This is a genomic window from Streptomyces sp. NPDC088097, assembly GCF_044741845.1.
Classification (GTDB): Bacteria; Actinomycetota; Actinomycetes; order Streptomycetales; family Streptomycetaceae; genus Streptomyces.
In genome coordinates, this window is the sequence record NZ_JBIUTJ010000001.1 from 180,261 (window position 1) to 199,599 (window position 19,339).

A 19,339-nucleotide genomic window follows, 5' to 3' on the forward strand; every position below is an offset into this window, starting at 1 on the left:
GCCCACCGGGTACCGCACCAGGAGAATGCGCATACAACGCGCCATCGGCGAAGGGGGCTTTCAGGGGCGAATCGCGCCCGGGGCCGTCGGTCGAGTAGCGTTGCCGACCATGCGTCTCGTCATTGCCCGCTGCTCCGTCGACTACGCGGGCCGGCTCACCGCCCATCTGCCCTCGGCACCCCGTCTGATCCTCGTGAAGGCCGACGGCAGTGTCTCGATCCACGCGGACGACCGGGCGTACAAACCGCTCAACTGGATGTCCCCGCCCTGCACCCTCAAGGAGGGGACGGGGGACGACGCGGGTGTCTGGACCGTCGTCAACAAGGCGGGCGAGAAGCTCATCATCACCATGGAGGAAGTCCTCCACGACTCCGCGCACGAGCTGGGCACCGACCCCGGCCTCATCAAGGACGGCGTCGAGGCGCACCTCCAAGAGCTGTTGGCCGATCGGATCGACACCCTCGGCGAGGGCTACACCCTGATCCGGCGCGAATACATGACCGCGATCGGCCCGGTCGACATCCTGTGCCGGGACGCCTCCGGTGCGACGGTGGCGGTGGAGATCAAGCGGCGCGGGGAGATCGACGGCGTCGAGCAGCTGACCCGCTACCTGGAGCTGCTCAATCGCGACCCCCATCTGGCGCCGGTCCGGGGCGTGTTCGCGGCTCAGGAGATCAAGCCGCAGGCGCGCGTCCTCGCGAACGACCGGGGCATGACGTGCGTGGTCCTCGACTACAACGCCATGCGCGGCATCGAGGACGACAAGCTCCGCCTGTTCTGATCCCGCCCCCGACCCCCTTCGACGCGTACGGCCCCCCGAGCTCGGCTCGGGGGGCCGTACGCGTACCGGCCGGGCCGTCAGGCCGTCGGCGTGGACGGCTGGGGCGCGGGGGCCGTCGGGACCTGCGGGGCGGCCTGGGAGGTCGTCGGCGGGTTCGGGGGGTCCGGCGGCGTCGGGCCGGTGGTCACCGGCGGGGGCTCCGTCGACACCGTGGGGGTCGGGGTCGACGGGGTGGGCTTCGGCGGCGTCGGCTTGGGCGGGGTCGGCTTCGGCGGCGTGGGCCGCTGGGGGCCGGACGTACGGGCCGGCGGGGTCGGCTGCGGGGCCTCGCCGGCGCCCGGCTCGGGGGCGGTGGACGGCGAGGGCGACGGCGACGGGGAGGGGGAGGCGGCGGGGTCCGAGGGCGCAGGATCGTTCCCGCTCGCCCCGGGTGCCTCGGGCTCCGCCGGCGGGGACGGGGTCGACGACACGGCGGGCGTCCGGGGGGTCCCGGAGTCCTCCGAGGCCAGCGCCAGGCCCACGACCGTGCCGAGCGCCACCACCGTGAGGGCTCCGGCGGCGGAGAGCAGCACCGTACGGCGTCGGCGCGCGTCGGACCCGGGGCCGGGGCCGGGGGCCGGGAGCGACGCGCCGGGGGCCGGGACGGGCCGGGCGACCTTCGGGAAGGCCTCCTCGAACACCTGGGTCAGGGCGGTCGGGGCACCGGTGTGGTGCGGGGCCGTGATCACCGGGGTGACCTGGGTGGCGGCCTCCGCGCCCCGGGGGGCGGGCGGCGCCTCGACGGGCTTGACCATGGAGACGGCGGCGAGGGCCGCCACCGCGACGGGCGGGGCGACGGGTGGCTCCAGCCGCAGCGGCGGCGAGATCTCCACCCCCTGGGCCTCCCGGTCGGTGACGAGCGCGAGCGCCCGCCGGCCGGCGACGGTCCCGCGCTTGTCGGCGAGCGCTCCGCGCAGGCCGATCGAGGCCTCCAGCTCGGCCCGGGCCCGCTCCAGGCGTCCCTCGCACAGGGCGAGCACGCCCAGTTCGTGGTGGAAGTAGGCCTGTTCGGCGACCTCCCCCGCCTTGCGGGCGGCCTCCGCCCCCGCCCGCAGCACGCGCTCCCACGCCTCCCAGTGCAGGGAGGCCGCGAAGGCGGGAGCGGCCGTACGGGCCAGGAGTACGGCGGCCACCACATCGGCCCCGGCCAGCGCGGCGAGCACCGCGTCGGCCTCGGCGGCTATCCGCTCCGGGGTCACCGAAGAGTGGCCGGTCCACCAGGCGTAGTGCCGGGCGGCGGTCCGGGCCTCCTCGGCGGCGGTGTCCCCGTAGCCGGCCTCCTCCAACTGCCGCGCGACCCCGTCGGCGAGCCGGTAGCGCGGTCCGACACGGGTGACGAGCCCGCATCCCAGGAGCTCGGCGACGGCGGAGTCGGCGTGCGTGTCCCCGACCAGCGCGGGCAGGTGGGCGTGGTGCGGGAGTTCCCCGCCCAGCGCGCAGGCGATCCTGAGGGCGGCCCGGGCCGACTCGCTGACCCGGGAGGCCAGCAGTTCGGCGGGGGCGGCGGCCTCGGCCAGGGTGGGCAGGGGGACGTGGGCGGGGTCGCGGGGGCGTCCTTCGAAGACCCCCGGTTCGTCGTCCTCGTCCGGGGCGACGAGCCGGTTCAGCTCGTCGCGCTGGCGCAGCAGCCCGGCGGCCTGGACGAAGCGCAGCGGGAGCCCCTCGGAGGCGAACCTGAGGTCGCCCGCCCAGGCGGTCTCCTCCGGGGTGAGGGCCCTGCCCGTGGCCGCCTCCAGCAGCAGCACGCAGTCGGCCTTGCCGAGCCCGCCGAGGAAGACCTCCTCCAGGTGCGAGTCGTCGGAGGGGGCCTTGGTGTCGGGGGTCGCCGAGAGCACGTAGGCGCATTCGGGGGTGGCGCGCAGCAGCTCGTCGAGGGCGGCGCCGCCCAGCTCCAGGTCGTCGAGGAGCACGATCGCGCCGATCTCGCCGACCCGCGCGAGGAGTTCCGTACGGTCGGGGCGGTGGTCGGGCGCCTCGTACACGGCGGCGTACAGCGCGTGGAGCAGTTCGGGGGCCTGGTGCTGCCCGTGGCCGCTGATCCGGACGACCCCGTCGGGGGCGAGGGCGGCGCAGTCCTCGGCCACCGCGTCCAGCAGGGCGGATCGGCCGGATCCCGCCGGCCCGGTCAGCCGTACGGAGCGCCCGCGCCCGAGGAGGCGTACGAGCCGTTCCCGCTCCTCGGCGCGCTCCAGGAGCGGCCGGGCGGGCGGGGGCGGGCCGGGCAGCGCGGGGGGCCGCGCGGCCCCGGCACGGGCGGCGCGGGAGGCGGCGTCGCGTCGGGCGGGGCCGTCGGCGGGTTCCGCGCCGGGGCGCAGGGGCTCGATCTCGCTGCCGTCGACGGGATTGACGGTGAGGGTGTGCCGACCCGCGGTCAGCACGACGATCCGCGCGGGCGGGAGGGGCAGTCCGGTGGGCGCCGCGGACGGCTCTCCGGAGGGCTGCGCGCCGGGTTCTTCGCCCGGGCCCGGCTGTCCTTGTGTACGGTCCATGACCAAGTCTCCCGATCGCGTCGCGCGCGCCGCCGCCGTCGTCGTTACGCCCGGCCTTCGCACACGCCGCTCTCGCTACTGGTCCGGTTCCGCCCGAACCCTAGACCGTGGCCGGGCCGGCGGGAACCACAGGGGGTGCCTTCTCCGCCGCGGCATTCCGATTCCTCCGGGTACGCCCGCTCCCAGGTGGTCCGGAAACGGACGCCCCGGACGCTCCGGGCGCGTCCGCGGCGCCTGGAGGCGCGGATAGGCCGGCGGGCGGTTCAGTCCTTGCGGCCGGTCACGGCGACGCTCACGCCGAGGCCGATCATGGTGAGCCCGCCGACCCCGCCCACCAGGGAGAGCCGGCGCGGGGAGCCGGCGAACCAGTCGCGGGTGGTGGCCGCGACCAGCCCCCAGAGGCTGTCGGAGAGCAGGGCGATCAGGGTGAAGACCAGGCCGAGCACGAGCATCTGGCCCGTCACGCTCCCCCGCTCGGGCTCGACGAACTGCGGCAGCACGGCCGCGAAGAACACGGTGGTCTTGGGGTTGGCGACGCCGACCACGAAGCCCTCCCCCAGGGTCCGCAGCCGGCCGCGTTCGGCGGGGGCGCCGGTGGTGGTGAGGCCGCCGTGCAGCGCTCCTCGCTGCCGGAACGCCTTGACCCCCAGGTATACGAGGTACGCGGCGCCGATCAGCTTCAGGGCCGTGAAGACGAGGACCGAGCGCTCCACGACGGCCCCGACCCCGAGGGCCACGGCCACGACGAGGACGTACGCGCCGAGGGTGTTGCCGGCCACCGTGGTCAGCGCGGCGCGCCGGCCGTGGGCGAGGGCCCGGCCGACGACGAACAGCACGCTGGGGCCGGGGATCACGATCAGCAGGAGCGACACGACCGCGAAGGCCGAGAGTCTGTCGGAGGACACCATGCGGCCATGAAAGCGGAACCGCCCCGCCGCCCGCCTCCCCTTTTCCGGCGGCGGCCCCGCCGGGGCCGCCCCGCTCCCTCAGGCCCTGGGCAGGGATTCCGCTTCCAGCCCGCCCTCGATCGCGAGGATGCGGTGCAGCCGGGTCGCGACGAGGAGCCGCTGCATCTGCGCGGGGACCCCGCGCAGCACCAGGCGTCGCCCGGTCCGGCCCGCCCGCCGGTGGGCTCCCATGATCACGCCGAGTCCGGTGGCGTCCCAGGAGTCGAGTCCGGTCAGGTCGAGCACGAGGTCGCCGTGGCCGTCGTCGAGGGCGGAGTGCAGGGCCGTACGGGCGTCCGCCGCGCTGCGCACGTCGAGGCGGCCCCCGACAGCGAGTTCGGCGTGGTCGCCCCTGATAAGCATGTCTACTCCCGGCTTTACTGCGTGCGTGTGGTCCGACTGATCCGTGGTCGGCAACTCTCACTGCATCTGACTGCCGCGCGGGCGGGGAAGTTGCCGACCGTGAGCGAACCGATACCTAATTCACCCGGTAGGGGTGCGGAGATTCGAACGGCCGTGCTCAGTGCTGGTAGAAGCCCCGACCGCTCTTGCGGCCGATGTCCCCCGCGTCGACCATCCGGCGCATCAGCTCCGGCGGCGCGAACTTCTCGTCCTGCGACTCGGTGTAGATGTTGCTCGTGGCGTGCAGCAGGATGTCGACGCCCGTGAGGTCGGCGGTGGCCAGCGGGCCCATCGCGTGACCGAAGCCCAGCTTGCAGGCGATGTCGATGTCCTCGGCGGAGGCCACGCCCGATTCGTAGAGCTTCGCGGCCTCGACGACCAGCGCGGAGATCAGACGGGTCGTCACGAAGCCGGCCACGTCGCGGTTGACGACGATGCAGGTCTTGCCGACGGACTCGGCGAACGCCCGCGTGGTGGCGAGGGTTTCGTCGCTCGTCTTGTAGCCGCGCACCAGCTCGCAGAGCTGCATCATCGGGACGGGCGAGAAGAAGTGCGCGCCGACGACCCGCTCCGGACGCTCGGTGGCGGCCGCGATCTTGGTGATCGGGATCGCGGAGGTGTTGGACGCCAGGACGGCGTCCTCGCGGACGATCTTGTCGAGGGCACGGAAGATCTCGTGCTTGATCTCGATCTTCTCGAACACGGCCTCGACGACGATGTCGACGTCGGCGACCGCTTCGAGTTCGGTGGTCGTCGTGATCCGGGCCAGCGCCGCCTCGGCGTCCTCGGCCGTCAGCTTCCCCTTGGCGACGAATCTGTCGTACGAGGCCTTGATGCCGTCCGTGCCACGGGTCAGCGCGGCATCGGTGACATCCCGCAGAACGACGTCCCAACCCGCCTGGGCGGAAACCTGAGCAATACCGGAACCCATCAGTCCGGCACCGATGACGGCGAGCTTCCCAGCCACTGCACACCCCTCGTTGTCACATCAGGCCCAGCCTCGTGGCCCTCTCCGGCGGAGACTAGCGTCCGCGAGGGACCGTGTGACCGCGAAGTAACACGCGTCACGTCTCAGATGACGGACATCACACCGGTACGGCCCAGCAGTGCGCGGGCCACCCCCAGTTGGCCCGGACCAAGGGCTGTCCCGTCATCCCTGGTGGATCGGCGCGCGGCGTCGGATGCGGTGCGTGGCAAGGCGGAGGGACGCCCGAATACTGGACGCATTCGGGCGTTCCGACAACGCGGCGAGGTGCCGTAAGCCGGCGCCGCGCGCCCACCAGGGATGACGGGACAGCCCTTAGGCTGGGCGCATGGTGAACCTGACGCGCATCTACACCCGTACCGGCGACAAGGGCACGACCGCCCTGGGCGACATGAGCCGTACGCGGAAGACCGACCTGCGCATCTCGGCGTACGCGGACGCCAACGAGGCCAACGCCGCGCTGGGCACGGCGATCGCCCTGGGTTCGCTGTCCGAGGAACTGGTGAAGGTCCTGGTCAGGGTGCAGAACGACCTGTTCGACGTCGGCGCCGACCTGTGCACCCCGGTGGTGGCGGACCCGGAGTACCCGCCGCTGCGGGTCGAGCAGTTCTACATCGACAAGCTGGAGGCCGACTGCGACCGCTTCCTGGAGGAGGTGGAGAAGCTGCGCAGCTTCATCCTCCCCGGCGGCACCCCGGGCGCGGCCCTGCTGCACCAGGCGTGCACCGTGGTCCGGCGTGCGGAACGCTCCACCTGGGCGGCGCTGGAGGAGCACGGCGAGGCGATGAACCCGCTGACCGCCACCTACCTCAACCGGCTCTCCGACCTCCTGTTCATCCTGGCCCGCGTGGCCAACAAGGAGGTCGGGGACGTGCTGTGGGTACCGGGCGGCGAACGCTAGACGGACGCGGCCCTCGGCTCCCGGCGGGGCCAGATCGAGTAGCTCGCCGCGATCAGGGCCTGGATCCCGACGATCCTCAGCGTCACGAACTGCCAGGAGCGCAGGCCTCCGGTGTCCGCCGCCGCGCCCACGTACCGGATGCCGATCTCCAGCAGGGCGAGGGCGACGGCGCCGCCGACCAGGCTCCGCGCCCACAGCTTCCACTCGTGGATCGCGCGGGCCTTCCCGTACCCGGCGCCGGGCGGCTTGGGGCCGCCGCCGAAGCGGTGCGCGGCGTGCCGGTCCAGCCACTTCACGGTGTAGTGCCCGTAGCCGACGGTGTAGCCGATGTAGAGGGCGGCCAGGCCGTGGGTCCAGGTCGGTTCGCCGCCGTTCCTCAGGTCCAGGAACGTGGCCACCAGCAGCACCAGCTCCAGCAGCGGCTCGCACCACAGCACGGCGGCGCCGAGCCGCGGCATCCGGGCGAGGTAGCGCAGGGCCAGTCCGCCGACCAGCAGGACCCAGAAGCCGACCTCGCAGGCGATGACCAGGGCGACGAGCACGACGGCTCACTCCAATCGGTGGTGGCGTTCTCCTGACGACTCCTCCCAGGTTCGTCGTCGCGGCCGTCCGACACGTCCTCACCAGTGACGAAAGCCGACTGCACCCTTCGATGTAGCCCGCTCTCCACCCCCGCGCCGAGGCCCCCGCGCACGGCGGCGTGTTGGATGGGAACGTGCTCACCCACCTGCCCCGACCCCACCGCCACGACGTCCTGCTCGCCGTCGTCAGCGTGTTCCTCGGCATCGGGCTGTGGGCGGTCGGAGCCTCCAGCTCCCCCTCGCGGGACCTCCTGCCCGACTGGGCGGTACTGGTCCCCCTCGTGGTGCTCGGGGCCATGGAGCTGCTGCGCCGCAGCGCGCCCCGCGTCACGCTGGCCGTGGGCACGATCGGCGTGGTCGCCGACCAGTTCACCGTGGGCAGCATCGCCACGGTCCTGATCTTCACCGACCTGATGTACGCGGCCGTCGTCTACGGGAAGCCCGCCACCGCCCGGCGGCTGCCGGTCACCACCGGCCTGATCACCGTGGCCGTCACCATCGCCACCCTGGTCTGGCTGCGCACCCCGCAGGCCCTGTTGATCGGCGTGCTCACCGGACTGGTCAGCTTCGCCCCGGCCCTGACCGGCGCCACCCTGCGCAACCACCGGGAGGCCGCCGAGGCCGCCCGGCTGCGCGCCGAGCAGACGGCGCTGCTGGCCGAGATGGACCGGACCCAGGCGGTGACGGCCGAGCGGGCCCGGATGGCGCGCGAGTTGCACGACATGGTGGCCAACCACCTCTCCGTCATCGCCATCCACTCCACCGCCGCCCTGTCCATCGACTCCCCCGCCACCAGCCGCGACGCCCTCGGGGTGATCCGGGAGAACAGCGTCCAGGGGCTGGCCGAAATGCGTCGGTTGATCGGGCTGCTGCGCGACGCCGGGGCCGAGCGGGAGCCGGGGGCCGTTCCCACCCTGGACGGACTGGAGGCCCTGCTGAAGCAGGCCCGGACGAACGGGGCGGCGAGCGGGCTGGACTTCGTACTGCGCGACGAGCGCCCACCGGGACCGCCCCCGCCGGCCCCGGTGGAACTGGCGGCGTACCGGATCGTGCAGGAGTCGCTGACCAACGCCCTCAAGCACGCCGCCCCCGGCACGGTCACCGTGCGGGTGCGGGGGTCGGACGACCTGATCGGGGTGGAGGTCGGCTCGCCGTACGGGGAGCGGTCGGGCCCGCGCGCGCCCGGTTCCGGGGCGGGCCTGATCGGCATGCGCGAGCGGGCGGAGCTGCTCGGCGGGGAGTTCACGGCGGGCCGCGACGGCCCGCTCTGGCGGGTGCGGGCGTCACTGCCCGCCCGGGAGAAGGCGGTGGAGGCATGACCATCCGGGTCGTGGTGGCGGATGACCAGAGCGCGGTACGGGCCGGCCTGGTGCTGATCCTGCGCAGCGCGGGCGGCATCGAGGTGGTGGGCGAGGCCGCCGACGGGGAGGAGGCGGTGCGGCTGGCCCGGGAACTTCGGCCGGATCTCGTCCTCATGGACGTGCAGATGCCCCGGCTGGACGGGGTGGCGGCGACCCGGCAGGTGGTCGCGGAGGGGCTGGCCGACGTGCTCGTGCTGACCACGTTCGACCTGGACGAGTACGTCTTCGGGGCGCTGCGGGCGGGCGCCTCGGGCTTCCTGCTCAAGGACGCGGAGGCCTCCGAGCTGATCGAGGCCGTCCGGACGGTCGCGCGCGGTGAGGGCATGATCGCCCCTGCGGTGACCCGGCGGCTGATCGCCGAGTTCGCGGCGCCCAGGACGGTGCGCGACCCCGCGCGCCCGGAGACGGTCGCGGCGGCGCGGGCGGCGGCCTCGCTGACCCCGCGCGAGCGGGAGGTGTGGGGCGCGCTGCGCGACGGGCTGTCGAACGCGGAGGCGGCCGTACGGCTGGACATGGCGGAGGCCACGGTGAAGACGCACGTCAGCCGGGTGCTCGGGAAGTTGGACCTGCGCAGCCGGGCTCAAGCGGCCGTACTCGCAAGGGAGTTGGGGATCTAGAGGGAGGCCGGCATTGAGGTCTGGACCTCTTGACGGTTGGTCCAGACCTTTCTACGCTCACCGCAACACTGTGGTGAGCGTGCCATGACAAAGAGTCAGGTCATGGCGTGTTCACGGGCGGCGCAGGTCCCACCCCCATGCACCGGTCGGCCCCACGACCGGTGCGGACCTACGGAGGAGCACCCTTGAGCACAGCACCCCCACGACGCATCCGTCTGTTCAGAAGGTTGGCCGCCACGGTGGCCGCCCTCGCCCTGCCCGTGGCCGGCCTCGTCGGCCTCGCCGGCCCCGCGCAGGCCGCCGCCTCGGCGACCGCGACCTTCACCAAGGCCTCCGACTGGGGCTCCGGCTTCGAGGGCAAGTGGACGGTCAAGAACACCGGCACCACCACCCTCAGCAGTTGGACCGTGGAGTGGGACTACCCCGCCGGCACCTCGGTCACCTCCGCCTGGGACGCCACCGTCACCAACTCGGGCACCCACTGGACGGGCAAGAACGTCGGCTGGAACGGCACCCTCGCCCCGGGCGCCACCATCAGCTTCGGCTTCAACGGCGTCGGCTCCGGCGCCCCCTCGGGCTGCAAGATCAACGGCGGCTCCTGCGAGGGCGGCACGACCCCCGTGGACAGCCCGCCCTCGGCCCCCGGCGCCCCCACCGCCAGCGCCCTCACCGAGACCTCGCTGACCCTGTCCTGGCCGGCCGCCACCGACGACAAGGGCGTCAAGAACTACGACGTTTACCGGGGCGGCGCCAAGATCGCCACCGTCACCGGGGCCACCTACAACGACACCGGCCTGACCAAGGGCACCGCGTACAGCTACGCGGTCACCGCCCGTGACACCGCCGACCAGACCGGCCCCTCCTCCGGCACGCTCTCCGTCACCACCCCCGGCGGCGGCGGTACGGACCCGGGCGACCCCGGTGACCCCGGCACCCCGGGCTCCAAGGTCAAGCTGGGCTACTTCACCGACTGGGGCGTCTACCAGCGCAACTACCACGTGAAGAACCTGGTGACCTCGGGCTCCGCCGCGAAGATCACCCACATCAACTACGCCTTCGGCAACGTCCAGGGCGGCAAGTGCACCATCGGCGACGCCTACGCCGACTACCAGAAGACCTACGACGCCGCCTCCAGCGTCTCCGGTGTCGCCGACACCTGGGACCAGCCGGTCGCGGGCAACTTCAACCAGCTCCGTCAGCTGAAGAAGAAGTACCCGAACATCAAGGTCCTCTACTCCTTCGGCGGCTGGACCTGGTCCGGCGGCTTCGGCCAAGCCGCCGCCAACCCGGCAGCCTTCGCCCAGTCCTGCTACGACCTGGTCGAGGACCCCCGCTGGGCGGACGTCTTCGACGGCATCGACATCGACTGGGAGTACCCGAACGCCTGCGGCCTGTCCTGCGACACCAGCGGCGCCGCCTCCTTCAAGACCCTGATGTCGGCCCTGCGCACCAAGTTCGGCGCCTCGAACCTGGTCACCGCCGCGATCTCCGCCGACGGCTCCAACGGCGGCAAGCTCGACCTCGCCGACTACGCGGGGGCCGCCGCCTCCGTCGACTTCTACAACGTCATGACGTACGACTTCTTCGGCGCGTGGGACGCCAAGGGCCCGACCGCCCCGCACTCCCCGCTGACCTCCTACGCCGGCATCCCGATCGCCGGCTTCAACACGGAGGCCGCCATCACCAAGCTCAAGGGCAAGGGCATCGCCGGGTCCAAGCTCAACCTCGGCATCGGCTTCTACGGCCGCGGCTGGACCGGCGTCACCCAGGACGCCCCCGGCGGCACCGCCACCGGCCCGGCCCCCGGCACCTACGAGGCGGGCAACGAGGACTACAAGGTCCTCAAGAACACCTGCCCGGCCACCGGCACCATCGCCGGCACCGCCTACGCCAAGTGCGGCACCAACTGGTGGAGTTACGACACCCCGGCCACCATCACGGGCAAGATGAACTGGGTCAAGAGCCAGGGCCTCAGGGGAGCCTTCTACTGGGAGTTCAGCGGCGACACCACCAACGGTGAACTGGCGAACGCCGTCCACACCGGGCTCCAGTAACCCCCACGCACCACCCCGCTGAACGACGAAGCCGGGAAGACGGGTCCGCCCCCGTCTCCCCGGCTTCGTCACTTCTCACGCGACGTTCACCCTCCCCCAGACTGCGTCCGGGGAGACCCCCTACCAACGGGCAAGGAATCAGGCCACATTCACCCTCCCCCAGACTCCGTCCGGGGAGACCCCCTACCAACGGGCAAGGAATCAGGCCACATTCACCCGTTGTCCCGGAGGGGCGGCTTCCAGCCAGGCCAGGAAGCCGGTCAGCGCGTCCTCGCTCATCGCCAGCTCCAGGCGGGTCCCCCGGTGGGAACAGCCGAGCACGATGGCGTCCGAGAGCAGGGCCAGCTCCTCCTCGCCCTCGGGGGCGCGGCGGGCGAGCACCTCGATGGAGGAGCGCTCCAGCAGCCGGCGCGGGCGCGGGGAGTACGAGAACACCCGGAACCACTCGATCCGGTCACCGGTGTAGCGGGCGACCCCGTACACCCACCCCTTGCCCGAGGCGTCCGGCTCCTCGGCGACGTCCCAGCGCAGACTGCAGTCGAAGGTTCCGCCGGACCGCTGGATCAGTCTGCGGCGCAGCCCGAACACAAACAGCCCGATCACCACCAGGGCTACGACCAGGCCGCTCACAAGCAGAGCGAGGAGCATCTTCACCGACCTCCTCGCTCATTCGAGTACCGCACACGAAAAAGGACCCGCATCGCCTCAGCCGCGACCCGCTCCGGATAATTCCGGAACGGACCGCGGCTGAGGTTGCCGAGCGGGCCAGGAGGTCTCCCTCCCGGCCCGCTCGACGGTAAATCTCCGTAGGGACTACTGTCCCTTTACGGCGCGCAGCCGGACATCGGCGCGACGCTCGGCGGCCCGGTCGGCCTCCGACTTCGCGCTTTCCAGTGCCCGCTCCGCCCGCTGGACATCGATCTCGTCCGCGAGCTCGGCGATCTCGGCCAGCAGGGACAGCTTGTTGTCCGCGAACGAGATGAATCCGCCGTGCACCGCTGCGACGACAGTGTTGCCCTCGCTGGTGCGGATGGTCACCGGGCCCGATTCCAGCACACCGAGAAGCGGCTGGTGACCGGGCATGACGCCGATGTCGCCGGACGTGGTGCGGGCGACAACAAGGGTGGCCTCGCCGGACCAGACATTGCGGTCCGCCGCGACCAGCTCGACGTGCAGCTCAGCAGCCAAGGTGGCTCCTCGGGTCACCACCCGGCGGTTCGGCCGGGTGTTGGGTCAAATTCTAATGGGCGTGGGGAGAGGGACGGGACACCCGCCCCTCTCCCTGGGAAACCTGTGAACCGGGCGCGCTCCGAAGAGCGCGTCGGATCAGGAGACGCCCAGCTCCTTGGCGTTCGCCTTCAGGTCCTCGATGCCACCGCACAGGAAGAACGCCTGCTCGGGGAAGTGGTCGTAGTCGCCGTCGCAGATCGCGTTGAACGCGATGATCGACTCTTCCAGCGGAACGTCCGAACCGTCCACGCCGGTGAACTGCTTCGCCACGTGGGTGTTCTGCGACAGGAAGCGCTCGACGCGACGGGCACGGTGGACAACGAGCTTGTCCTCCTCGCCCAGCTCGTCGATACCGAGGATCGCGATGATGTCCTGGAGGTCCTTGTACTTCTGGAGGATCCCCTTGACGCGCATCGCCGTGGCGTAGTGGTCCGCCGCGATGTACCGCGGGTCGAGGATGCGGGACGTCGAGTCCAGCGGGTCCACGGCCGGGTAGATGCCCTTCTCGGAGATCGGACGGGAAAGAACCGTCGTCGCGTCGAGGTGGGCGAAGGTGGTCGCCGGTGCCGGGTCGGTCAGGTCGTCCGCGGGGACGTAGATCGCCTGCATCGAGGTGATCGAGTGACCACGGGTCGAGGTGATGCGCTCCTGGAGGAGACCCATCTCGTCGGCCAGGTTCGGCTGGTAACCCACCGCGGAGGGCATGCGGCCGAGCAGGGTCGACACCTCGGAACCCGCCTGGGTGTACCGGAAGATGTTGTCGATGAAGAACAGCACGTCCTGCTTCTGCACATCGCGGAAGTACTCCGCCATGGTCAGACCGGCAAGGGCGACGCGCAGACGGGTGCCCGGGGGCTCGTCCATCTGGCCGAAAACGAGCGCCGTCTTGTCGATGACGCCGGACTCGGCCATTTCCTCGATGAGGTCGTTGCCCTCACGGGTACGCTCACCGACGCCCGCGAAGACCGACACACCGTCGTGGTTGTTGGCGACGCGGTAGATCATTTCCTGGATCAGAACGGTCTTGCCGACACCGGCACCACCGAACAGACCGATCTTTCCACCCTTGACGTACGGGGTGAGAAGGTCGATGACCTTGACGCCGGTCTCGAACATCTCCGTCTTCGACTCAAGCTCGTCGAAGCGGGGTGCCTTGCGGTGGATGGGCCAGCGCTCGGTGACCTCGGAGTTGGTCTCCGGGTAGTTCAGCACCTCGCCCAGGGTGTTGAACACCTTGCCCTTGGTGAAGTCACCGACGGGGACGGTGATGCCCTCGCCCGTGTTGGTCACCGCGGCCTGGCGGACCAGACCGTCGGTCGGCTGCATCGAGATGGTGCGGACCACGCCGTCACCCAGGTGCTGGGCGACTTCCAGGGTCAGCGTCTTGAGCTTGCCGTCCTCGGCCGGGTCGGCGACCTGGACCTTCAGCGCGTTGTAGATCTCGGGCATGGCGTCGACGGGGAACTCCACGTCGACGACCGGGCCGATGACCCGGGCGACGCGGCCCGTGGCGGCGGCCGTCTCAACAGTGGTCGTCATTACTTGTCACTCCCCGCGGTCGCGTCAGCCATGGCGCTCGCGCCACCGACGATCTCGCTGATTTCCTGGGTGATTTCGGCCTGGCGGGCCGCGTTGGCAAGCCGGGAGAGGCTCTTGATGAGATCCCCGGCGTTGTCGGTAGCCGACTTCATCGCGCGGCGGCGGGCGGCGTGCTCGGAAGCGGCCGACTGCAGCAGTGCGTTGTAGATGCGGCTCTCGACGTAGCGCGGCAGAAGGGCGTCGAGGACGTCCTCCGCCGACGGCTCGAAGTCGAACAGCGGAAGGATCTCGCCCTTCGCGCCGGTCTCCTCCACAGCCTGGTCGAGGCTGAGCGGCAGCATCCGGCCGTCGACCGCGCTCTGCGTCATCATCGACACGAATTCCGTGTAGACGATGTGCAGCTCGTCGACGCCGCCCTCGGCCGTCTCCGTCTGGATGGCCTCGATCAGCGGCTCCGCGACGCGCTTGGCGTCGGCGTAGGCCGGGCTGTCGGTGAAGCCGGTCCACGACCCCGCGACCTTGCGCTCACGGAAGCCGAAGTAGGCCAGACCCTTACGGCCGACGATGTACGTGTCGACCTCCTTGCCCTCGCCGCGCAGCCGCTCGGTGAGCCGCTCCGCCTGCTTGATGGCGTTGGAGGAGTAGCCGCCGGCCAGACCGCGGTCGCTCGTGACGAGCAGGACCGCGGCACGCACCGGCGCCTCGACCTCGGTGGTCAGGGCGTGCTTGGTGTTCGAACCGGTCGCCACCGCGGTCACCGCACGGGTGAGCTCGGTCGCGTACGGCATCGATGCCGCCACCTTGCGCTGCGCCTTGACGATGCGCGAGGCGGCGATCATTTCCATCGCCTTGGTGATCTTCTTGGTCGCCGTGACGGCACGGATGCGACGCTTGTAGACCCGGAGCTGCGCTCCCATGAGTCAGGTCCCTTCCGTCGTCACTTGGAGACGTTGACGGCCGGCGCGTCCTCGCCCAGAAGCTTGCCGTCCGAGGTCTCGAACTGCTGCTTGAAGGCGGCGATGGCGTCGGCGATCGACGTCAGGGTGTCGTCCGACATCTTGCCGCCGTCGGCGATGGAGGTGAGGAGCTCCTTGCGCTCACGGCGCAGGTGCTCCAGCAGCTCCGACTCGAAGCGACGGATGTCGTTGACCGGGACGTCGTCCATCTTGCCGGTGGTGCCGGCCCAGACGGAGACGACCTGCTCCTCGACGGGCATGGGCTGGTACTGACCCTGCTTCAGCAGCTCGACGAGGCGCTTGCCGCGCTCCAGCGAAGCCTTCGAAGCGGCGTCCAGGTCGGAACCGAAGGCGGCGAACGCCTCCAGCTCACGGTACTGGGCGAGGTCCAGGCGCAGACGGCCGGAAACCTGCTTCATGGCCTTGTGCTGGGCCGAGCCACCGACGCGGGAGACCGAGATGCCGACGTTCAGCGCCGGGCGCTGGCCCGCGTTGAACAGGTCGGACTCCAGGAAGCACTGGCCGTCGGTGATGGAGATGACGTTGGTCGGGATGAACGCCGACACGTCGTTCGCCTTGGTCTCGACGATCGGCAGACCGGTCATCGAACCGGCACCCATGTCGTCGGAGAGCTTCGCGCAGCGCTCCAGCAGACGGGAGTGCAAGTAGAAGACGTCGCCCGGGTAGGCCTCGCGGCCCGGCGGACGGCGCAGCAGCAGCGAGACGGCGCGGTAGGCGTCGGCCTGCTTCGACAGGTCGTCGAAGATGATCAGGACGTGCTTGCCGGCGTACATCCAGTGCTGCCCGATGGCAGAACCGGTGTACGGCGCCAGGTACTTGAAGCCGGCCGGGTCGGACGCCGGGGCGGCGACGATCGTCGTGTACTCCAGCGCGCCGGCGTCTTCCAGGGCGCCGCGAACGGACGCGATGGTCGAGCCCTTCTGGCCGATGGCGACGTAGATGCAGCGAACCTGCTTGTTCACGTCGCCAGAGCGCCAGTTGTCGCGCTGGTTGATGATCGTGTCGACGGCCAGCGCGGTCTTGCCGGTCTGACGGTCACCGATGATCAGCTGACGCTGACCGCGGCCGACCGGCACCATGGCGTCGATGGCCTTGTAGCCGGTCTGCATCGGCTCGTGGACCGACTTGCGGATCATGACGCCGGGCGCCTGCAGCTCAAGGGCGCGGCGGCCCTCGGTCGCGATGTCGCCAAGACCGTCGATCGGGTTGCCGAGCGGGTCGACGACGCGGCCGAGGTAGCCCTCGCCGACGCCGACGGAGAGCACCTCACCGGTGCGCTGCACCGGCTGGCCCTCTTCGATACCGCTGAACTCGCCGAGGACGACCGCGCCGATCTCGCGCTCGTCGAGGTTGAGGGCGAGACCGAGGGTCCCGTCCTCGAACTTCAGCAGCTCGTTCGCCATGGCGGAGGGGAGACCCTCCACCTTCGCGATGCCGTCGCCGGCAACGCTGACCGTTCCGACCTCCTCGCGCGAGGCCGCGTCCGGCTGGTACGACTGGACAAAGTTCTCCAGTGCGTCCCGGATCTCCTCCGGCCGGATCGTGAGCTCCGCCATCTGGGTTCCCTGCTCTCCTTGTTGGGCCTGAAGCTTCTTAGGGGTCTGGGGGCGACCCCCAGGAATCTTCTGCAAGTTCTGCACGGCCCAACCGGGCCGCTAGGAATGCTTTGTTCTTTTGGTGCTGGTCAGCCGGCCATGCGGCGGGTCGCCTCGGAGAGGCGGTCCGCGATGGTGCCGTCGATGACCTCGTCGCCGACTCGCACCGAGATCCCGCCGAGGACCTCGGGGTCCACGTCGAGGTTCAGGTGCATCTCGCGCCCGTACAGCTTCGCCAGCACAGCGCCGAGACGCTGCTTCTGCACGTCGCTGAGCGGAACCGCGGTGGTCACGGTGGCGACCATGCGGTCACGGCGCTCGGCGGCGAGCTTGGAAAGGGATTCGAGTCCCGCTTCCAGGCTACGTCCACGCGGGTGCGTGACGAGACGGACGACCAGCCGCTCGGTGACGGCGTTCGCCTTGCCTCCGAGAAGGCCGCGCAGCAGCCCGCTCTTGGCCGAGACGGTGGCCGCACGGTCGGTCAGCGCAGCGCGCAGCTCGGTGTTCGAGGCGACGATCCGGCCGAAGCGGAAGATCTCGTCCTCGACGTTGTCGAGTGCACCGCTCTGCTGGGCCGCGGTGAGGTCGGCGGTGGCCGCCAAGACCTCAAGCGCGTCCACCAGGTCGCGGGACTGCGACCAGCGCGACCGCGCCATGCCGGACACCAGGTCGAGGGTTTCCCCGCCCACCTGGCCGGACAGCAGACGGCCGACCAGCTCGGCCTTGGCCTCGCCGGACTGCGCCGGGTCCGTGATGACCCGACGCAGCGAGACCTCACGGTCGAGCAGCGCGGTGACGGCAGCCAGCTCACCGGCAAGCTTCGCCGCGTCGACGGACGTGTTGTCCGTCAGCGCGTCGAGACGCTCGCGCGCGGAGGCCAGTGCCTCGCGGCTCGCTCCGTTCATCGGGCGGCCTCGGCCTTCTCCTCAAGCTCGCTGAGGAAACGGTCGATGGTGCGGCTCTGTCGGGCGTGGTCCTCAAGGGACTCGCCGACGAGCTTTCCGGCCAGGTCGGTGGCGAGCTTGCCCACGTCCTGGCGCAGCGCCTGAGAGGCGGCCTTGCGGTCGGCCTCGATCTGGGTGTGGCCGGCAGCGATGATCTCCTCACGCTGCCGCTGGCCCTCTGCGCGCAGTTCTTCCTTGAGCGCAGTGCCCTGCTCCAGCGCGTCTTGGCGCAGGCGCGCGGCCTCGTGCCGGGCTTCGGCGAGCTGGGCCTTGTACTGCTCCAGCACGCTCTGGGCCTCGGTCTGAGCAGCTTCCGCCTTCTCGATACCGCCCTCGATGGCCTCGCGGCGCTCGTCCAGAACCTTGTTGATGTTCGGGAGGAGCTTCTTCGCGAGGAAACCGAAGACGATGACGAAGGCGATCAGACCGATGACGAGCTCGGGGATCGGCGGGACGAGGGGGTTTTCTGCTTCCTCAGCCGCGAGAACCAGGAGGTTCACATCAGTGCCTTTCGTCGAATCGGACTAGTGGTAGCGGTTCGTCAGCTGTAGACGAACGGCATGACCAGACCGATGAGGGCGAGTGCCTCACAGAAGGCGAAGCCGAGGATCTGGTTGGCGCGGATCAGACCGGCAGCCTCGGGCTGACGGGCGAGAGCCTGGGTGCCGTTACCGAAGATGATGCCGACGCCGACGCCGGGGCCGATGGCCGCGAGACCGTAACCAACGGAGCTGAGGGAGCCGGTGACGGCGGCAAGGGTCTGGGACATGCCAGTTCTTCCTTCTCTTTCACGGACCGGTGGGGGTTGGCCACCGGACGAATACGGGTGGTGCTGGGCGGGGCGGGCCTGGCTCAGTGGTGCTCGGCGAGCGCGCCCTGGAGGAAGCTGCAGGCCAGGAGGACGAAGACGTACGCCTGGACAGCCTGGATGAAGAGCTCGAAGGCGGTCATCACGATGACCATCACGAACGAGACACCGGCGTAGGCGATCCCGATGCCGTTCAGCAGGTACCAGCTGGCGATCGTGAAGAGCAGCAGCAGGGTGTGACCGGCGAACATGTTCGCGAACAGTCGGACCGCGTGGGTGAAGGGGCGGACCAGGACGTTCGAGAAGAACTCGATGACCATGACCAGCGGCAGGACCGGACCGAGCGACTTGTCGTAGCCCGTCAGGTTCTTGAAGCCGCCCACGAAGCCGTGACGCTTGAAGGTCACGCTCATCCAGGTCACGTACACGATCGCGGCCAGGGCCGCGGGGTACGAGATGATCGACGTCACCGGGAACTGGGCCAGCGGGATGATCGACCAGAGGTTCAACATCCAGACGAAGAAGAACAGCGAGACCATCAGGGGGACGTACTTCTCGCCCTCCTTCTTGCCCAGCGTCTCGTACACGATGCCGCGGCGCACGAAGTCGTAGCCGGCCTCGGCGACCATCTGGAGCTTGCCCGGGACGACCTTCGGCTTGCGGAAGGCGGCCCAGAAGAAGCCGACGATGACGACCGTGCCGAGCAGGGCCAGCAGCATCGTCTTGTTGAAGTAGGCGCTGCTGTCCCCGTCTCCGAAGATCGGCTCGAACAGGAACGAGTGCAGGCCGGGAGCCGGGAAGCCACAACCGTCGAAAATGTGGCAATCGGTCTCGAAGGCGAGCACCGTCGTCGGGTCAGCACTCACCGCGGGCTCCTTCAGCGTGGCGCATAGGTACGGCAACCTCGTTGTGTCGGCGCGGCGGACAGCCGCTGTTCGGCACTGGACTGGTGTAACGGGTGTGGGGGTGGCGGTCAGGCATCGAGCCTCGCGATGGAACAGGCGTCAGCTCAGATGCCCGCGCCCGCAGCGCCACAGTTGGAACCGGACGATAGCAGCATCTCGAACGCGCATTTATCCCGGCCCTACC

Annotated in this window: 19 protein-coding genes; 5 read left to right on the plus strand and 14 right to left on the minus strand. The window is 70.5% G+C overall.

The window, feature by feature from the left end:
• Positions 1-109: 109 nt before the first annotated feature.
• Complete coding sequence (nucS, locus tag ACIOD1_RS00770; RefSeq protein ID WP_365618342.1) at positions 110-781, plus strand: endonuclease NucS; 672 nt, start codon at positions 110-112, stop codon at positions 779-781.
• A gap of 77 nt (positions 782-858) precedes the next feature.
• Here nucS and ACIOD1_RS00775 read toward each other — a convergent pair whose 3' ends face one another.
• The 4 genes from ACIOD1_RS00775 to ACIOD1_RS00790 all read right to left on the minus strand — a co-directional run bounded on the left by ACIOD1_RS00775 (position 859) and on the right by ACIOD1_RS00790 (position 5,625).
• Positions 859-3,309 carry an ATP-binding protein gene (locus tag ACIOD1_RS00775; RefSeq protein ID WP_401899415.1) on the minus strand — a complete coding sequence of 817 codons (2,451 nt, stop codon included), beginning with the start codon at positions 3,307-3,309 and terminating at the stop codon, positions 859-861.
• Positions 3,310-3,572: 263 nt separating this feature from the next.
• Positions 3,573-4,217, minus strand: a complete 645-nt coding sequence (locus ACIOD1_RS00780; RefSeq protein WP_401899417.1) for a LysE family translocator — start codon at positions 4,215-4,217, stop codon at positions 3,573-3,575.
• 78 nt (positions 4,218-4,295) lie between these two features.
• Positions 4,296-4,619, minus strand: coding sequence for an STAS domain-containing protein (locus ACIOD1_RS00785; RefSeq protein ID WP_365618347.1), 324 nt, complete (start codon positions 4,617-4,619; stop codon positions 4,296-4,298).
• A gap of 157 nt (positions 4,620-4,776) precedes the next feature.
• The gene (locus tag ACIOD1_RS00790) at positions 4,777-5,625 is read right to left on the minus strand and encodes a 3-hydroxyacyl-CoA dehydrogenase family protein (protein ID WP_365618349.1); all 849 of its coding nucleotides are present in this window, start codon (positions 5,623-5,625) and stop codon (positions 4,777-4,779) included.
• 346 nt (positions 5,626-5,971) lie between these two features.
• On the opposite strand from ACIOD1_RS00790, the gene ACIOD1_RS00795 reads away from it, so the two are divergent.
• Positions 5,972-6,544 (plus strand): cob(I)yrinic acid a,c-diamide adenosyltransferase, encoded by a 573-nt coding sequence (locus ACIOD1_RS00795; RefSeq protein ID WP_401899418.1) that lies wholly within the window; start codon positions 5,972-5,974, stop codon positions 6,542-6,544.
• On the opposite strand, the gene ACIOD1_RS00800 is transcribed toward ACIOD1_RS00795, so the two are convergent.
• Complete coding sequence (locus tag ACIOD1_RS00800; protein WP_365618353.1) at positions 6,541-7,086, minus strand: hypothetical protein; 546 nt, start codon at positions 7,084-7,086, stop codon at positions 6,541-6,543. The genes ACIOD1_RS00795 and ACIOD1_RS00800 overlap by 4 nt on opposite strands.
• Positions 7,087-7,259: 173 nt before the next feature.
• On the opposite strand from ACIOD1_RS00800, the gene ACIOD1_RS00805 reads away from it, so the two are divergent.
• The 3 genes from ACIOD1_RS00805 to ACIOD1_RS00815 all read left to right on the plus strand — a co-directional run bounded on the left by ACIOD1_RS00805 (position 7,260) and on the right by ACIOD1_RS00815 (position 11,157).
• Positions 7,260-8,444, plus strand: coding sequence for a sensor histidine kinase (locus tag ACIOD1_RS00805; protein ID WP_401899419.1), 1,185 nt, complete (start codon positions 7,260-7,262; stop codon positions 8,442-8,444).
• Entirely contained in the window at positions 8,441-9,103 is a 663-nt protein-coding gene (locus ACIOD1_RS00810; protein WP_365618357.1) for a response regulator transcription factor, read from the plus strand. Before ACIOD1_RS00805 ends, ACIOD1_RS00810 begins: the two co-directional genes overlap by 4 nt.
• A 137-nt stretch (positions 9,104-9,240) precedes the next feature.
• On the plus strand, positions 9,241-11,157 hold the full coding sequence (locus ACIOD1_RS00815) for a glycoside hydrolase family 18 chitinase (protein WP_365618359.1): 1,917 nt from the start codon (positions 9,241-9,243) through the stop codon (positions 11,155-11,157).
• Between the two features lie 201 nt (positions 11,158-11,358).
• On the opposite strand, the gene ACIOD1_RS00820 is transcribed toward ACIOD1_RS00815, so the two are convergent.
• The 9 genes from ACIOD1_RS00820 to atpB all read right to left on the minus strand — a co-directional run bounded on the left by ACIOD1_RS00820 (position 11,359) and on the right by atpB (position 19,131).
• On the minus strand, positions 11,359-11,805 hold the full coding sequence (locus tag ACIOD1_RS00820) for a DUF2550 domain-containing protein (RefSeq protein WP_365618361.1): 447 nt from the start codon (positions 11,803-11,805) through the stop codon (positions 11,359-11,361).
• A gap of 165 nt (positions 11,806-11,970) precedes the next feature.
• Positions 11,971-12,345, minus strand: a complete 375-nt coding sequence (locus ACIOD1_RS00825; protein WP_365618363.1) for a F0F1 ATP synthase subunit epsilon — start codon at positions 12,343-12,345, stop codon at positions 11,971-11,973.
• A 138-nt stretch (positions 12,346-12,483) separates the two neighbouring features.
• Positions 12,484-13,926: a F0F1 ATP synthase subunit beta gene (atpD, locus tag ACIOD1_RS00830; protein ID WP_365618365.1), complete on the minus strand. Its 1,443-nt coding sequence runs from the start codon at positions 13,924-13,926 to the stop codon at positions 12,484-12,486.
• Entirely contained in the window at positions 13,926-14,843 is a 918-nt protein-coding gene (locus ACIOD1_RS00835; RefSeq protein WP_365618367.1) for a F0F1 ATP synthase subunit gamma, read from the minus strand. The genes atpD and ACIOD1_RS00835 overlap by 1 nt, the downstream gene beginning before the upstream one ends.
• Positions 14,844-14,863: 20 nt before the next feature.
• Positions 14,864-16,459 carry a F0F1 ATP synthase subunit alpha gene (gene atpA / locus ACIOD1_RS00840; protein WP_365618369.1) on the minus strand — a complete coding sequence of 532 codons (1,596 nt, stop codon included), beginning with the start codon at positions 16,457-16,459 and terminating at the stop codon, positions 14,864-14,866.
• A 128-nt stretch (positions 16,460-16,587) separates the two neighbouring features.
• Positions 16,588-17,403, minus strand: a complete 816-nt coding sequence (locus ACIOD1_RS00845; protein ID WP_365618371.1) for a F0F1 ATP synthase subunit delta — start codon at positions 17,401-17,403, stop codon at positions 16,588-16,590.
• Positions 17,400-17,942 carry a F0F1 ATP synthase subunit B gene (locus tag ACIOD1_RS00850; RefSeq protein WP_365618373.1) on the minus strand — a complete coding sequence of 181 codons (543 nt, stop codon included), beginning with the start codon at positions 17,940-17,942 and terminating at the stop codon, positions 17,400-17,402. Before ACIOD1_RS00850 ends, ACIOD1_RS00845 begins: the two co-directional genes overlap by 4 nt.
• Positions 17,943-17,983: 41 nt before the next feature.
• Positions 17,984-18,211, minus strand: a complete 228-nt coding sequence (gene atpE / locus ACIOD1_RS00855) for an ATP synthase F0 subunit C (RefSeq protein WP_030386954.1) — start codon at positions 18,209-18,211, stop codon at positions 17,984-17,986.
• Between the two features lie 83 nt (positions 18,212-18,294).
• A complete protein-coding gene (gene atpB / locus ACIOD1_RS00860; RefSeq protein WP_365618633.1) occupies positions 18,295-19,131 on the minus strand; it encodes a F0F1 ATP synthase subunit A in 837 nt (278 codons plus the stop codon).
• Positions 19,132-19,339: the final 208 nt, after the last annotated feature.